Genomic DNA, 14,766 nt, shown 5'->3' on the forward strand with positions numbered 1-14,766 from the left:
ATTGTGAAAACACTTGGCATTGGACTGATTGGCACGGGGTATATGGGGAAGTGCCATGCATTGGCATGGAACTCGGTCGCGGCCACTTTCGGCACGGTCATCCGACCGCGCCTCGTTCATCTCGGCGAGGTCAATGAGACCCTTGCGAAACAGCGCGCAACCGAATTCGGTTTTGAGAAATCCTCGGGTGACTGGCGTGCCGCGATCGATGATCCCGACGTTCAGATCGTTTCAATCACCTCGCCGAACCAATTCCACAAAGATATGGTGACTGCGGCGCTCGATGCGGGAAAGCATGTCTGGTGCGAAAAGCCCATGTCCACTGGTCTGCAAGACGCCGAGGCCATGCTGATGGCGGCAGAGCGCACCGATCGTCTTTGCGTTCTTGGTTACAACTACATTCAGAGCCCCGCATTCAGGCAGATCGAAACGCTGGTGAAGAATGGGCGGATCGGGCGTGTCACCAATATCCGCCTGGAGATGGACGAGGACTTCATGGCGGCGCCGGACATGCTGCATTCGCTCAAGCATCGGGCCGAGTCCGGCCATGGAGCACTCGACGATTTTGCCGTGCACCCCTTGTCTCTGTTGCAGCGCCTGTGCGGTCTTCCCGTGGAGGTCATGGCCGATGCGGCGCGTCCCTACGAGACGCTGAAGGATGCTCATGGTGTTGATAAAAAGGTGGAGACTTTTGATATCGCCTCCGCGCTGATGCGTTTTCGGGACGGGCTAACCGGAACGTTGATCGTCAATCGGTCTGCCTGGGGGCGCAAGGGACGGATCGCACTTCAGATTCTCGGAACAGAGGGGTCCATCCTTTTCGATCAGGAGCGGGCCAACGAATTCCAACTGTACCAACGCTCGGACGAGGCAGAAATACAGGGTTTCCGGACCGTCCTGATCGCGCCCATCCACACACCGTACAATCACTTCGTACCCGCACCCGGCCACGGCCTTGGTTTTAACGAACTCAAGGTTATCGAGGCCTACGAGATCCTGAACGCGCTGAGTGGCAAACCCGCGAGGCTCGTGGATTTCTCGGACGGCATCCAGATCGAGCGAGTGGTCCACGCCATGGCCCAATCACATGCCAGCGGCAAGTGGACCAGTACACTCGGCTAATGCATGTCGCCCGAAAGCGTGCAGCGATTTCGGCGCCAGAGGGGCGTGTTGCGCAAAATAGATATGCCACGTAGTATACTACTGGCGTGGCGTGTATCGAAACATGCTGGTCGGGATTGGCGCAATCGAATTCCATGTTAGAAATCATCGCCCGTCTTTTCGGCACTGGAGACAAATCCATGGCCAGGCAGAGGCGTTGGGGCCCGCGGGGGTATGGAGAGAGATGTGAACAGGACTGGCAGGTCGGCGGTTTCATCTGAAAAGCGTGGGAAATCGCTGACGGAGCAGGCCTATGCGATATTGCGTGAGCGCGTAATAACGGGTGTACTTCCGCCTGGTGTGGACGTTTCCGAGCCGGAACTGGCCGATCAACTGCAGATGAGCAAGACGCCGGTGCGGGAAGCGCTCGCGCGGCTTTGCGTCGAAGGGTTGATGGAGGCTTTTCCCCGTCGCGGCTATCGGGTTACTCCGGTGACGCTGAAGGATATGGACGACCTTTTTGCCGTTCGGGGCGTTCTCGAAGGGACCGCGGCGGCTCTGGCCGCGCAAAGCCTGACCGAAGACGAACTCGATGCGCTCGATCGGTTGGCGGATGCCAGTTACATCGTCGGTGAAGATGTCAGCACCAAAACGTTCGTGACGTCCAACGAGACCTTCCATTCCGCGATTGCGCAGGGGTCGCGCAATCCGCGCCTGCATTCGCTGGTGATGAGTCACCTGGAGGAATGCGCCCGGCTTTTCTATATGGGAACACGAATCCGCGACATTAATCCGGAGACGATTAACGACCACCATCGTATCGTGGCGGTTCTCAGGCAGCGTGACGGCGAGAAGGCCCGGCTTGCGATGATCGAGCACAACGAGAATACCCGCAAGGGGCTGTTTGCGGCGATGGTCGCCAATCCGCAGCCAGGCATCTCGCTTTAACGGGCTGTTTTTGGCGTTTGAGATGTCAGTTCTGCTTCACGACTGCGGGCTGCTGAAGATCTGCACGCGCGAGCCTACCTCGACGATCTCTCCCAGATACACGACCGCCACGCGATGGCTGGCACGTTCCACTACGGCCATATCTGCCAAGTGACCCAACTCCCCGGGGCTTCGTGGAGTAGAAGCGAGCGGCTCCGAGCATATCGGCGCTGTAAGATATTACGTAAGATATTTCATCTTGCCAAGGAGGTTCGAATGAAGGAGGATAATTTCAAGGAGTGACCATTTCCGGGAGATGGTGTCATGGCCGATGACATTCGCAAATCAGTTCTTCTTACGCCGCTCGACCTGAATGGGTTGCGCAAATCCGGCGCGGATGTGACAGTTCTGGCAGTCCATTCGATCAACCCTTATACCGGCCAACCGTCCTTCAAGGGACAGCGGATCGAAGGCGCGGTCGATACGGAAGCCTATTCCGATTTTCAATCGCCACCCTCCGCGGAGGGTGGGCAGCGCCCGCTTCCCGAGATCGATATCCTGCAGGAAAAGGCGCGCCGATGGGGGCTGCGGCCGGAAAGCACGATCGTCATCTATGACGGGGACCGCAGCATGACGGCTGCCCGCGCCTGGTGGGTGCTGAAATGGGCGGGCCTGCCGGATGTCCGCGTATTAGACGGTGGGTTTCCGGCCTGGGTATCGGCCGGGCTTCCGACGACGGACGCCGTTACCGCTGTCCAGCCAAGCACGATTGTATTGTCGCCGGGGCACATGCCTGAGTTTGACGCCAGCGATGCTCTTCGCTTCGGGAAAGAGGGAATCCTTCTCGATGCGCGCATTCGGCCTAATTACATCGGTGGTCCCGTTGCTGAGGGTCAGCCTGCGCGGGGCCATATTCCGCATGCGATCAGCGCGCCTGCCCCAGATAACGTTACCGACTACGGCAACTTCGCCGACAGCGCTACGCTGAGGGAGATGTATCGCGCTCTCGGCGTCGACGGCTTTTGCGACGTCGGCGTCTATTGCGGTGCCGGCATGTCGGCCGCACACACCGTGCTTGCGCTTGCCGCCATCGGATTACCGGCGGCAATGTATCCCGGATCGTGGTCCGCATGGGTTTCAGATACGACGCGTCCCGTGATTACGGGTGCCGATCCTTTCTGATGAAGGATGCTCAAACGGCGAGCGTTTTTGGCGTGAAATTCTCCTATTGTGGCCGGTTGTAGAGAGGGGACCGCTCATTCAGCACAAAAAATATGCGCAGATATTCTTTGTCTAAAGCAGCGCCACTTCGACTTTACAGGCTTAAATTGGATTGATATATCTCGTAGTATATCAGTTGGGCGTAGGTGCTGATTGATGCGATATACGGGAACGGGTTCCAAAGAGCCCATGGCCAGAGAAGGGTCGTAGCATGAATATCTGGAAGGGTTTTGCGGCAGCGGTGGTCGCCGTGCCGCTGATATCGGCAGGCACATACGCGCAGGCTCAAGATCGGTCGAAGACGCTTGTTGTTGCGGTTCCTTCCGATCCGGTCGGCCTTGAGCCCGGCGGCAACAAGGCGGAGCCTGTCGGCAGCGAAATCATCCTCAACGTCTTCGACACGCTGGTCGCCTGGACGTCGCCGGAATTCAAGCAGCTCGAAGGACGTCTGGCGACGAACTGGACCATTTCCGCCGACGGCAAGGAATTTACCTTCAAGTTGCGGGATGGTGTCAAGTTCCAGGACGGCACACCTTTCGATGCGGCGGCGGTGAAGTTTTCGCTGGAGCGCACCAAGGCTACCAATTCCTACGTCAAGGCGACGTTCGACCTGATCAGGGATATCGCCGTCGTATCCCCGGCTGAGGTGAAGATCACGCTTTCCGCCGCTTACCCGGCCTTCCTGTCCATTCTCGCGCAGCCGCAATCGGCCATCGTCAGCCCCGCGGCCGTGCAGAAATTCGGCGACAAGTTCGCCGCCAATCCGGTCGGTACCGGTCCGTTCGTCTTCAAAGGGGCGCAGGCCGATACGAATGTCGTTCTGGAAGCCAATCCGGGCTATTTCCGTGGTGCCCCAAAACTTTCGAAGATCATCTACCGCGTCATTCCGGACGCCTCCACCCGCCGTCTGGAGCTTGAGAGCGGCGGTGTCGATATCGTCCAGCAGCAGGGTCAGCTGTCTGCAATCGCCGCCGAGGACATCGAGGCGCTGAAGAAGAACAAGGATATCAAGATCCTCGAGACGTCGAGCCAGATCATTCGTCAGCTCGAATTCAACAACAACAAAAAGGACGGCCCGTTCGCCAACGTCAAGGTACGCCAGGCGATTACGCATGCGATCGACTACGACGGCCTGCTGAACGGCGTTTTCGGCGGCACGGCCGAACGCGTCTATGGTCCGCTGACCACCAATAGCTGGGCCTTTAACCCCAAGATGAAGGAACTGGCTCCGAAATACGATCCGGCGCTCGCTAAGAAGCTGCTGGCGGAGGCCAAGGTCGATCCGTCGAGCCTTGATTTGAAGCTCTACAGCTTCCAGGGGCCGCTCTGGGGTGCCGTTGCCACCTTCGTGCAGGCGAACCTAGCCGATATCGGCATTAACGCCACAATCCAGCAGACCGAGTTCCCGGCGCTGCGGGCGCTGCAGACTTCCGGCCAGTTCGACGTTGCGCTCGACGGACGCCAGCCGTGGTACAACGACCCGGACGCCCACATCACCATCGGTTACCTCTCGCCGCTCGCCAACACGGCCATGACCTTCCGCATGCCGGAGGATAAGGTGCTCGACGATCTTATCCTGAAGGCTCAGCAGACCTCCGACCTGGAAGCCCGCAAGCAGCTTTACTTCCAGGTGCAGGAAGAGATCGCCAAGAAGGTTCCGGGCGCCTATCTGTTCAGCCCCAAGCTGATCGTTTTCGAGCGAGCCAACGTCGAGGGCCTTGTGGTCAATAGCGCGCCGCCGCTTAACGAATATTGGTCCGTCTCCAAGAAGTGATAGTCTTCTCCCAAGACTAAGGCGGGCAGTCTTCGGACTGCCCGTCTCCTTGCTTTCCTTGTTCTGGCACGACGGGAAGCGTCTATCCGCCCGACCCGGTGCGGGCGGCTTTGCAAATGAGTTGGAGAGCATGGCGAGTTTCATCATACGCCGCCTGATCGCGCTGATACCCGTCATGTGCATCGTGCTGGTGATTGTCTTTTCACTGGTCCGGTTGATACCCGGCGATCCGGCCGTGACGCTGCTCGGTCCGGGTGCGACGAAGGAGCAGATCGACGCGCTGCGTGCCCAACTCGATCTCGATCAGCCTGTGGTCCTGCAATTTGCCAACTACGTATTTGGTCTGTTGAAGGGTGATCTCGGTTTCTCCCTGAAGTCAGGCCTACCCGTGACAGGCGAAATCCTGACGCGCCTGCCGGCGACGATCGAGCTTTCGGTTCTGGCCGTCATCGTCGCCATCATCCTTGGCATCCCGATCGGGGTGCTGTCGGCCGTCCGGCCCAACTCCATCTTCGACCACGTTACCCGGGTCGTCTCGCTGGTCGGGGTGTCGATGCCTGCCTTCCTGCTGGCGCTTATCCTGCAGCTGATCTTTGCGACCTATCTCGGCTGGCTGCCGGTATCGGGACGGATGAGTTCTTTTTTGACGGTAGAAACCGTGACCGGTTTTGCCGTTCTCGACGGCATCATTACCGGTAATTTCGCGGCGGCATGGAGTGCGGTCCAACATCTCATTCTGCCGACTGCGGTGCTCGCCTCGTTTCTCGCCGCCACGCTCGGCCGCTTCGTGCGCAATACCATGCTCGACGTGATGGGTGAGGACTTCATCCGCACCGCCAGGGCGAAGGGGTTGCGGCGTTCGAATGTCGTGCTGAACCACGGCCTGCGCAATTCACTGCTGCCGGCGATCACAGTCATTGGCCTGAAATTTGCGGAAATGCTCGGCGGTGCGATCCTGACGGAGACGATCTTCGCCTGGCCCGGCATCGGCCGCTACATGTTCGAAGCGATCAAGAACCGTGACTATCCGGTCATTCAGGGCACGACGCTGGTCTTCGCCCTGATGTTCGTCCTCACATCGATCATCGTGGACCTGCTCTATGGAGTCCTCGATCCGCGCATTCGCCGGAAGATGGGGTGATCATGCTTGAACTGCTGATCTTCTTGCGACGCAATAAGCTGGCGGTGGTCGGCCTCGTCATCTTAGTCGCCCTCGTAGGCCTGATCACCATCGGTCCACTGGTCTCGCCCTATACGCCGACCAAGCTCGATATCCTCCACAAGCTGGACGCGCCGACACTTGCTCACTGGCTTGGTACCGACGCCTTCGGCCGCGATGTAATGACCCGCATCATGTATGGTGGCCGAGCGACGCTGGCCATCGGCGTCGGCGTGGTCGCCATCGCCTTCGTGATCGGCGTTTTCTTCGGGATGCTGGCAGGCTTCGTGGGAGGTTGGCCCGACAGCATCATCATGCGTATCGTCGACGCCATTCTGGCCTTCCCGGCGCTGGTCCTGGCGATTGCGCTTGCTGCGGCTTTCGGACCGAGCCTCCAGAATGCCATGCTTGCTGTTGCCATCACGCTGGCGCCTCAGTTCGCGCGGGTCGCGCGCAGCCAGGCGCTGAGCATTTCCGTCAAACCCTATGTGGAGGCCGCAGTTTCACTTGGTCTGCCGACCCATCGAATCCTGCTGCGCTACATCTTCGTCAACGGGCTAGGGCCTTTGCTGGTGCAATCGACGCTGGCGCTCGGCAGTGCCATCCTGCAAACCGCCAGCCTCGGCTTTCTGGGTCTCGGTGCCCAGCCTCCGCTGGCCGAATGGGGTGCTGACGTTTCCGCCAACCTGCAATTTGTCCGCAGCGCCGCTTGGGTGGCGCTCGCTCCCGGCATGGCGATCCTGTTGGCCGTTCTGTCGTTCAACCTGATCGGCGATAGCCTGGCGGATTGGTTCAATCCGCGTCGCCGCAACGAACTCGATTGAGGTTGCCCGTGAGCACGCTTACCATCAGTCTGGAAAAAGTGGATTTCCTGCCGCCGACGCGGGTCACCGACGATACCAGCGTGCTGACGCTGAAGAACCTCGTTTTCGAACCGCTGCTGAAATGGGACGACGGTTTCGTGCGGCCGGCGCTGTTCGACCGCTGGACCCACTCGGCTGACGGCCGCGAATGGCGTTTCCATATCCGCGAAGGCGCGATCTTCCATGACGGCAAGCCCTGCGTGGCGGAAGACATCATCGGCTTCCTCGATGGCATCCTGGAAGCCGTCGATACGTTCGGCATGAAATGGTCCTATGCGCGCTACCTCAAGGATGCGCGCATCACGGCGGAAGGCCCGGATGTCGTACGTGTCGAAAATCCCGATCCTATCGCCGATATCCTCGACATCTTTTCCGAATTCTACATCTGCCGTTTCGATGCCGACGGTCGGCCTATCCTCGGTACGGGGCGTTATCGGGTGGTGGAATTCGAACAGTCGAAGCGCGTCATGCTGGAGCGGGTGAACGGCGAAGCTGGACCGCAGCGCATCGTGGCGCTGGCGGAAAAACATGCGGAAGCGCGTTATGCTCAGCTCAGGGACGGCAGCATCGATGCAGCACTCAATCTGGAACGGGTGGAAGGCCGCCTCGTGTTCGACACTGCCTTTGACTGGGGCAGGGCGATCAATACGCTGTCGGTCATGTATTATCTGAATTGCAGCCAGGGCGTCTTCCGCTCGGCTCAAGCGCGACTTGCTGTCAACCATGCAGTGAATACCGCAGCGATTACCAAAGAGATTTTCCACGGTCTTGCCGTGCCGTCCTCGACCATCGTCAGCCCTTTCCATCTCGGTGCCGGCAAGGCGAACCTCTCTCCCATCGGCCATGACCCGGAAAAGGCGAAACGGCTGCTCGACGGCGTCGATGCGGGCGGACCGATCCGGCTGCGCACGCCGACCTTCATGCCCGAACGCTCGCCGGAAGTGAGCCGCTTCGTGGCGGCTTCACTGGAGGCGGTGGGGCTCGAGGTCAAGGTCGAGACGGAGCTCGACCGGCCGGAATATGCGCGCCAGATCGGCCGCAAGGAAATGGGCGACATGGCGATCTTCGATTCCTCGCCGCACAGCACCTACCGTATCCTGAACGACAAGATTTCAGCCAAGACCAGAGCCGTGTGGTGGCAGGGTTACGACGACTCGGAGACCGAGGCGCTGATCGCAGCGGCCAACCACGCAGTCGATGACGCCGACCGGGAACTGGCCTATGCGCGCTGCCTGACCAGGCTTCATCAGAACCCGCCCTGGCTTTATCTCGTTCATCCCATCGATGTCTTTGCGGCGCGTAAAGGCATCGGCGGACTATCGATCGATCATAAGGGCACGCTCAACATTCGCTGAGCCCCAACATTCGCCGATCCAAGGATAAGACGATGGAAAAAGACTATTCGATCACCTTCTTCTACTACGAAGACATCCACGCCGTCGCTTCCTTCTACGAGAAGGTGCTCGGCTTCGAACTGGTGCTGGACCAGGGCCTGGCGCGCATCTATCGCATCGCCGGCAAGTGCTATTTCGGCATTGTCGACGGCAACCGCGGCCACCTGAAATATCAGGAAAAGAGCGCGGTCCTGCTGACCATCGTCGCGCAGGATGTCGAAGGCTGGCACAAGCGCATGAAGGAAGCCGGGGTGAAAGGCTTGTCTGAGATGCTGCGCGGCACCTATTGCGAACACTTCTTCTTCGAGGACCCGGCCGGCTACGCAATCGAAATCCAGCGTTTCCATAACCCGGATGTCGCAAAACTGTTCTGATGGGGGCCGATCAATGACCGTACCGACCGTGATGCGTGATGCACTGTTCTCGAAGGCTCGCGAATTCGGACAGGCACCGTTGCTGCCGCTGCCGGATGGTTCTGTGGCCGATCTGCAGACCGGCTATATCCCGCTGCTCGTCAATTTCAGCTTCGAGGACAAGGCCGCCAAAGGCCTGCGCAAGCTGAAGGAGCAGGCGGAGCCGGAGCCGGTCGTTTATTTTTCGGCATTGGAAATGGCCCGCGACCATCCCGCGCTGCTGCTGGCGGGCGAAACGGGCAGCGGCAAGACGAGCTTCGCGCGCCATCTCGCCTTCCGGCTCGCGGGCGAGGGGCCTGTGGCGGCACCTCTGTCGCGTAACGATCTCGGTGCCGTGCATGATGAAAGCTGGGGGCTGGAAGACGTCCTGCCGCTTTATGTGTCGGTGACAGCCGGCAAAACGTTCACGGAATTGATGGAAGCGGCGTTGCCGGAGAACGAGGCCCTCCTGTCTGCCGAGGCATGGGCGAATTCGGATGCGACCTTGCTGGTTATGCTCGATGGTATCGACGCCGCGGGTGCCGACGGCCTTGCACTTCTGAGCGAAGCTCTGCTCTTTCAGGCGCTCCATCCACGCATTCGCCTGCTGGCACTCGGCGAGATTTCCGTCGTCAAGGGGTGGGCGCTTCCATCGGGCTTCGTGCGTTATGACCTCCTGCCGCTGCTGAAGGTCCAGCGCCGTGATGCAGCCAGGCTCGCCGGGCTTGATCTCGATGCGACAGGCATAGCGCTGGGAGATGCCGCGGCCAATCCGGCTCAGTTCGCCATGGCGATCAATGGCGAGAATGCCGGCGAGACTGCCGAAGCGATTACTGATGATTGGCTTATAAAAGTATGCGGCGATGTCGGGACGGCGGCGTTCCTCTCCGGGCTGGCGTTCGACGCGCTGACCGGGAAGCTCGATGATCCCACGGTTCTGCCGGTCACGCGTGTGCGCCAGCTGCTTGCTGCACGCCATCTCGCCTCGCGCTCTGCAGAAGAAGCCGTCCAGCCTTTCCGTCAACGCCCCGATCTCTGGACGCCGGTGCTCAGGAGTCTTGCTCTGCGACTATCCGGCTCGGAAAAGGCAAGCGCATTGATCGAAGCTCTCATCGAGGGTAACGGCGATGAGGTACGGCGCGGTGCGCTCCTTGCGGCCGATCTGCTGACGGAACCTGGCTCGCTGCGGGATCTCGTCGCAAATCACCTTCTGGCAATTGTCCGGGATGGCGCATTGTCCCCGCCGGAGCGCGAAAAGGCGGGCCGCAAACTGTCGGTCTGGGGTGATCCGCGCGATCTCGATGCGCTGGCGGATGTGCCGGGCGGTACCTTCACCTTCGGTTCCAACACTCATCCCAATTCTGCGCCGCCGCATCAGGTGTCTGTCGATGCTTTCCGTATAGGTCTCTATCCTGTGACGAACGGTGCCTATGGCGCTTTCGTCGAGGAAACCGGACGGTTGTGGCGCAGCCCGGACGGCTTTGCCGCGGATCGCCGCAATGCGCCGGCCGCTGACCTGACGTGGCGGGATGCGCGAGCCTATTGCGACTGGCTGACGGCGCGCTGGCGTGCCGGAGGCCGGATCGGGGCAGACGAGACCGTTCGTCTGCCGACGGAACCGGAATGGGAGCGCGCTGCGCGGGGCGATCAGCCGGATGTGGGCGACGAAATCATCGTTTATCCCTGGGGCAATACATGGGTCGACGATGCCGCAAATTCCGAGGAAGCGGGTTTCAACAATACCTGCACGGTCGGCCTCTTTCCCAAGGGGCGTTCCCCCTACGGGTGCTACGACATGGCCGGTCAGGTCTGGGAATGGGGCACAACGCTCTGGGGTGAGGATATGGGGACGCCGAGTTTCAAATATCCTTATGCGGACGATGGTCGCGAGGCGACGGACGCCGCACCGTCCGTCCGCAGAGTGTTGCGCGGCGGCTGTTTCTCCAGCGGCAAGCTAAAGGCCTGCTGTACCTATCGCGGTAGCCTTGAGCCCGACGGTTTCTGGCGCGGGAACGGTTTCCGGATCGTCGTTGCCAAGGTGACGCGTCATGATGCAACGGTCGATCCTGGCTTTTCCGAACCCCTCTTGGGGTAGCAGTTGCGTATTGGAGATAGGCCGGCATGAGCCGGCCTCCAATGCATCATGCCGGCCGCTCTTCCGCCGCGTTTGGCCGCCATTTGATGAGCTTGCTCTCGATCACGTCGAGGATCCTGTCGATGATCAGGACGAAGATCGCCAGGATGATGATGCCGGCGAACACGCCGACAGCGTCGAAGTTGCCTTCCGCCTGGGCAATGAGGTAGCCAAGTCCTGCGGATGCGCCAAGATACTCCCCGATGATCGCACCGACGACTGCAAAGCCCACCGATGTGCGCAGCGACGATAGGATCCAGCTGGCAGCTGCAGGGAAGTAGACATGGCGCAGGAGATCCGAGCGTTTGGCACCCAGGATTTTCGCATTGGCAAGAACGACAGGATTGACTTCACGTACGCCCTGCATCGCATTGAAGAAGGTGATGAAGAAGACCAGTGTGACGGCGAGTGCCACCTTGGACCAGAGACCAAGGCCCAGCCAGAGAACAAAGATCGGTGCGAGAACGACGCGGGGAATGGCGTTCAGACCCTTGATGAACGGATCGAGAATCCGGGCGGTGCTACGGCTGAGACCGAGCCAGACGCCGGCGGCGACACCGAGACCCGTGCCGATGATGTAGCCGAGCACCGTTTCCGTCAGCGTAATGGAAACGTGCTTGTAGAAACCCGGATTGATAACCCAGCCGATGATCTGGTTGAAGATATCAAGGGGCGCCGGGAAAAAGAAGACGTCGATGACACCGAAGGTGACGCCAAGCTGCCAGCCGCCAAGAATAAAGACCAGCAGACACAGCTGGATGATGCGTTCAGTCACGACGTTCATAGCTTTTCTCCACTTCGCCGCGCAAACTTGCCCAGATGTTGCGGTACAGATCCATAAAGCGCGGATCGAGTTTGATTTCCGCGACGTCGCGGGGGCGCTCGAGTTCCACCGGAAAACTCTCGATGACCCGTGAACGGGGACCGGCCGCGAGAATCGCAACCCGATCGCCAAGGGCGATAGCTTCCTCGAGGTCATGCGTGATCATCACCACGGCCCTTCGTTCCTCTTGCCACAGGCGTAGCAGTTCGTTTTGCATGAGGTGCCGCGTGTGAATATCCAGGGCCGAAAAAGGCTCGTCCATCAGGATGACCTTTGGGCCGGCAATCAGGGCCTGCGCCATCTGAACGCGTTTGCGCTGGCCACCGGACAGTTGATGGGGATAGCGATCCTCAAAGCCTTTGAGTCCGACTTTCGCAAGCCAGTTCATTGAACGCTCACGCCGCTCCGGGCGTGATACACCCTTGAAGAGCAGTCCCAGCTCGACATTCTCGATCGATGTCTTCCAGGGCAGCAGTGCGTCCTGCTGGAAGAGGTATCCGATGTCGTTCTGGACGCCCTTAACGGCAGTGCCGTCAATGGTCACCGTGCCGCTGGCGGGTTTTAAAAGACCGGCAATGGCGTTCAGAACGGTACTTTTGCCACAGCCTGTTGGGCCGACAATGGCGAGAAACTCGCCATCGGCAACAGTCAGGTTTACGTCCTGCACGGCGACATAGGAGCCGAATGACATCGTTACGGCGTCAATCGCTACCATTCGATGTTTAGTTTGCTCGCCTATCGGGACGGACATGGGTTTTACGACAGCCAATGCCATGGCCTCCTCCAGGTTAGTTGATGTTCTTGTCCTTGACCTTATCCACGAAAGCGTTCGTGTAGGTTTTGGAAAGCTCGATGGTTGCGGCTGCAACTTTTTCGTTGAAGCTCTTCAGGACGGCGAGCGGTGTCTGCGTGTCGATCTCGCTGAACTTGCCATCGGTCGAGAAGATCGGCTTGGCTTTTTCGACCGCCTTCACGTAGGTTTCCCTGTCGCCGGAGATGAATTCCTTCGGCAGTTTTTCGACGATCTCTTCGGCGCTGTGGTTCTTCATCCACTCCAGTGCCTTGACGGTCGCGTTCGTGACCTTCTGGATGGTTTCAGGATTTGCGTCGATATAGGACTGCGTCGCGTAAAGAACCGAGGTCGGGTAAATTCCACCATAGATCTCTTTGGAACCCTCGTCGCTTCGGGCGTCGATCAGGATCTTGCCGACCCCCTTGGCTTCGATGAAGGTTGCGGCGGGGTCGTAGTTGACCAGAAGGTCGACCTTGCCCTGTTCAAGCGCCGCAACGGCGGCGGAGCCCGAGCCGACGCCGATCAGCGATACGTCGTCGGCCGTCAGGTTGTGACGCTGCAGATAATACCGCACGAAAAAGTCCGATGAAGAGCCTGGTGCCGTGATGCCGATTTTCGCGCCCTTGATCGTCTCAGGCTTGGTCGGATCGAATTTGGCATTCTTGCCGCCGGCAAGCACCAGACCGGAATTGCGGGCGAGTTGCACGAAACCGACGACGGCTTTGTTCTGCGACTGCATCTGGATTGTGTGGTCGTAAAAGCCAACCGCGATATCGGTCGAGCCGGCAACGAGCGCCTGGAGCGTCTTCGAGCCTCCGGACGCAAAATTCTCGACGGTTACTTCCAGACCCTCTTTTTCGTAAAGACCAAGGCCGGCGGCCACCGGAAAAGGCAGGTTATTGAGATTATAGGATCCGACGCTGATACGGACTGGCTCGGCAAGAGCCGAGCCGGCAAAAGCAACGGTCGCTGCGAGTGCGAAAATGAGTTTACGCATGATGTTCCTCCACTAATGGGTCATGTGGCACCCTCCCGGTAGCCACTTCAAGTTACGCCGCGCGAACGATCGTGCCGAGCGGTTTTGCAAAGACCTGGCCCTCAAAGAGCCGCCGGGCCGTTCTCAATATTCCCGCAACGGTCTTGCCGTCGCGGCTGTCTAGTTTCACGTCCAGACGACCGCTTGGATGTTCCAGAATAAGGATAATTGGCGGCGTTTGCTTGCCAATGAGTGCCGAGGCAATGGTGCCGTCGCTGATACAGGCGGTTGCGATACCCACGGCGCCAGTTGTGGCGAGCGACGGGTGGCACTGATGTGGCATGAAGTAACGGACGTTGAGGTGTCCGCCATGTCTTGGTCTGGAAATCAAAACCGGCTTTGGCGTCACCTGGTTGCTGACATCCCCCATTCCCATGAGCCGGCCGGCTTCCAGCCGCAGACGCTCAAGCAGCTGCGTTAGCGCAGTGTTTCCATCAAGTTCTTCCGCTGTTTCGTAACCACTGATCCCACATGCTTCGGCAGCGACGAGCATCATCGGCATTGCACAGTCGATGCAGGTGACCTCGATGCCGTCGATCGTGTCGTACGGATTGCCGGTGGGAAACAGCTTGCCGGTGCGAGCGCCGGCGGCGTCCATGAAAGTCAAGGCGATCGGTGCTGCCAATCCGGGGACGCCGTCAATCGCAGCATCACCAAGATAAGCGACCTGACCATCCGGCGTCGGAACTTCGGCCTCTATCAGCTTGCCGGTGTTGACGTTATGAATTTTGACACGGGTCATCGGGCCGGTCGATTTCACCAGGCCAGCCTCAATAGCAAACGGTCCAACAGCCGCCAGCATGTTTCCGCAATTCGGCGAAGTATCAACCAACTGCTGATCGACACGGACCTGGGCAAAAAGATAGTCGACATCCGCACCGGTAACACTGGAGGCCCCGACAATCGCGACCTTACTTGTCACGGGGTTGCCGCCGCCAATTCCGTCGATCTGGAGCGGGTGCCCAGAGCCCATGATGGACAAAAGTATCGCATCCCGCTCTACCGTATTCGAAGGAAGATCCGACGACAGAAAGAAAGGCCCTTTGGAAGTTCCCCCGCGCATTAGCACGCACGGTATCGGGATCAGATCGTTCATTTATCACTTTCCTACCAATGTGATTTTCGTATCAATCGGTTTCGTTGTTGCAT

13 protein-coding genes are annotated in these 14,766 nt (G+C 59.3%); 9 read left to right on the forward strand and 4 right to left on the reverse strand.

The window, feature by feature from the left end; translation table 11 throughout:
• Window positions 1–3: 3 nt before the first annotated feature.
• The 9 genes from MOV63_RS05460 to MOV63_RS05500 all read left to right on the forward strand — a co-directional run bounded on the left by MOV63_RS05460 (window position 4) and on the right by MOV63_RS05500 (window position 10,926).
• Window positions 4–1,122: a Gfo/Idh/MocA family protein gene (locus tag MOV63_RS05460; protein WP_247032268.1), complete on the forward strand. Its 1,119-nt coding sequence runs from the start codon at window positions 4–6 to the stop codon at window positions 1,120–1,122.
• A gap of 225 nt (window positions 1,123–1,347) precedes the next feature.
• Window positions 1,348–2,049, forward strand: a complete 702-nt coding sequence (locus tag MOV63_RS05465) for a GntR family transcriptional regulator (protein ID WP_247032270.1) — start codon at window positions 1,348–1,350, stop codon at window positions 2,047–2,049.
• A gap of 303 nt (window positions 2,050–2,352) precedes the next feature.
• On the forward strand, window positions 2,353–3,210 hold the full coding sequence (locus tag MOV63_RS05470; RefSeq protein WP_247032272.1) for a sulfurtransferase: 858 nt from the start codon (window positions 2,353–2,355) through the stop codon (window positions 3,208–3,210).
• Between the two features lie 250 nt (window positions 3,211–3,460).
• Window positions 3,461–5,023 (forward strand): ABC transporter substrate-binding protein, encoded by a 1,563-nt coding sequence (locus MOV63_RS05475; RefSeq protein ID WP_247032274.1) that lies wholly within the window; start codon window positions 3,461–3,463, stop codon window positions 5,021–5,023.
• A gap of 130 nt (window positions 5,024–5,153) precedes the next feature.
• Window positions 5,154–6,164: an ABC transporter permease gene (locus tag MOV63_RS05480; protein ID WP_247032276.1), complete on the forward strand. Its 1,011-nt coding sequence runs from the start codon at window positions 5,154–5,156 to the stop codon at window positions 6,162–6,164.
• A 2-nt stretch (window positions 6,165–6,166) separates the two neighbouring features.
• Complete coding sequence (locus tag MOV63_RS05485) at window positions 6,167–7,006, forward strand: ABC transporter permease (protein WP_247032445.1); 840 nt, start codon at window positions 6,167–6,169, stop codon at window positions 7,004–7,006.
• Window positions 7,007–7,014: 8 nt separating this feature from the next.
• Complete coding sequence (locus MOV63_RS05490) at window positions 7,015–8,400, forward strand: ABC transporter substrate-binding protein (protein ID WP_247032278.1); 1,386 nt, start codon at window positions 7,015–7,017, stop codon at window positions 8,398–8,400.
• Between the two features lie 32 nt (window positions 8,401–8,432).
• Window positions 8,433–8,813, forward strand: coding sequence for a VOC family protein (locus MOV63_RS05495; protein ID WP_247032280.1), 381 nt, complete (start codon window positions 8,433–8,435; stop codon window positions 8,811–8,813).
• Between the two features lie 13 nt (window positions 8,814–8,826).
• On the forward strand, window positions 8,827–10,926 hold the full coding sequence (locus MOV63_RS05500) for an SUMF1/EgtB/PvdO family nonheme iron enzyme (protein WP_247032289.1): 2,100 nt from the start codon (window positions 8,827–8,829) through the stop codon (window positions 10,924–10,926).
• A 46-nt stretch (window positions 10,927–10,972) separates the two neighbouring features.
• On the opposite strand, the gene MOV63_RS05505 is transcribed toward MOV63_RS05500, so the two are convergent.
• From MOV63_RS05505 to MOV63_RS05520, 4 genes are read right to left on the reverse strand one after another with little or no spacing between them, the layout of a single operon-like run.
• On the reverse strand, window positions 10,973–11,749 hold the full coding sequence (locus MOV63_RS05505; RefSeq protein WP_247032291.1) for an ABC transporter permease: 777 nt from the start codon (window positions 11,747–11,749) through the stop codon (window positions 10,973–10,975).
• Complete coding sequence (locus MOV63_RS05510; protein WP_247032293.1) at window positions 11,733–12,563, reverse strand: ABC transporter ATP-binding protein; 831 nt, start codon at window positions 12,561–12,563, stop codon at window positions 11,733–11,735. The genes MOV63_RS05505 and MOV63_RS05510 overlap by 17 nt, the downstream gene beginning before the upstream one ends.
• A 13-nt stretch (window positions 12,564–12,576) precedes the next feature.
• Entirely contained in the window at window positions 12,577–13,578 is a 1,002-nt protein-coding gene (locus MOV63_RS05515) for an ABC transporter substrate-binding protein (protein WP_247032297.1), read from the reverse strand.
• Between the two features lie 52 nt (window positions 13,579–13,630).
• A complete protein-coding gene (locus MOV63_RS05520; RefSeq protein WP_247032303.1) occupies window positions 13,631–14,713 on the reverse strand; it encodes a 4-oxalomesaconate tautomerase in 1,083 nt (360 codons plus the stop codon).
• Window positions 14,714–14,766 lie beyond the last annotated feature (53 nt).

The sequence above is a fragment of the Neorhizobium sp. SHOUNA12A genome, from assembly GCF_023006505.1.
Taxonomy (GTDB): Bacteria; Pseudomonadota; Alphaproteobacteria; order Rhizobiales; family Rhizobiaceae; genus Neorhizobium.

What these genes read in the sequence shown, in the direction of transcription:
- MOV63_RS05470 (WP_247032272.1), top strand. Translation starts at nt 2,353, where the DNA reads ATGGCCGATGACATTCGCAAATCAGTTCTTCTTACGCCGCTCGACCTG.
- MOV63_RS05475 (WP_247032274.1), top strand. Translation starts at nt 3,461, where the DNA reads ATGAATATCTGGAAGGGTTTTGCGGCAGCGGTGGTCGCCGTGCCGCTG.
- MOV63_RS05480 (WP_247032276.1), top strand. Translation starts at nt 5,154, where the DNA reads ATGGCGAGTTTCATCATACGCCGCCTGATCGCGCTGATACCCGTCATG.
- MOV63_RS05485 (WP_247032445.1), top strand. Translation starts at nt 6,167, where the DNA reads ATGCTTGAACTGCTGATCTTCTTGCGACGCAATAAGCTGGCGGTGGTC.
- MOV63_RS05495 (WP_247032280.1), top strand. Translation starts at nt 8,433, where the DNA reads ATGGAAAAAGACTATTCGATCACCTTCTTCTACTACGAAGACATCCAC.
- MOV63_RS05500 (WP_247032289.1), top strand. Translation starts at nt 8,827, where the DNA reads ATGACCGTACCGACCGTGATGCGTGATGCACTGTTCTCGAAGGCTCGC.
- MOV63_RS05505 (WP_247032291.1), bottom strand. Translation starts at nt 11,749, where the DNA reads ATGAACGTCGTGACTGAACGCATCATCCAGCTGTGTCTGCTGGTCTTT.
- MOV63_RS05510 (WP_247032293.1), bottom strand. Translation starts at nt 12,563, where the DNA reads ATGGCATTGGCTGTCGTAAAACCCATGTCCGTCCCGATAGGCGAGCAA.
- MOV63_RS05515 (WP_247032297.1), bottom strand. Translation starts at nt 13,578, where the DNA reads ATGCGTAAACTCATTTTCGCACTCGCAGCGACCGTTGCTTTTGCCGGC.
- MOV63_RS05520 (WP_247032303.1), bottom strand. Translation starts at nt 14,713, where the DNA reads ATGAACGATCTGATCCCGATACCGTGCGTGCTAATGCGCGGGGGAACT.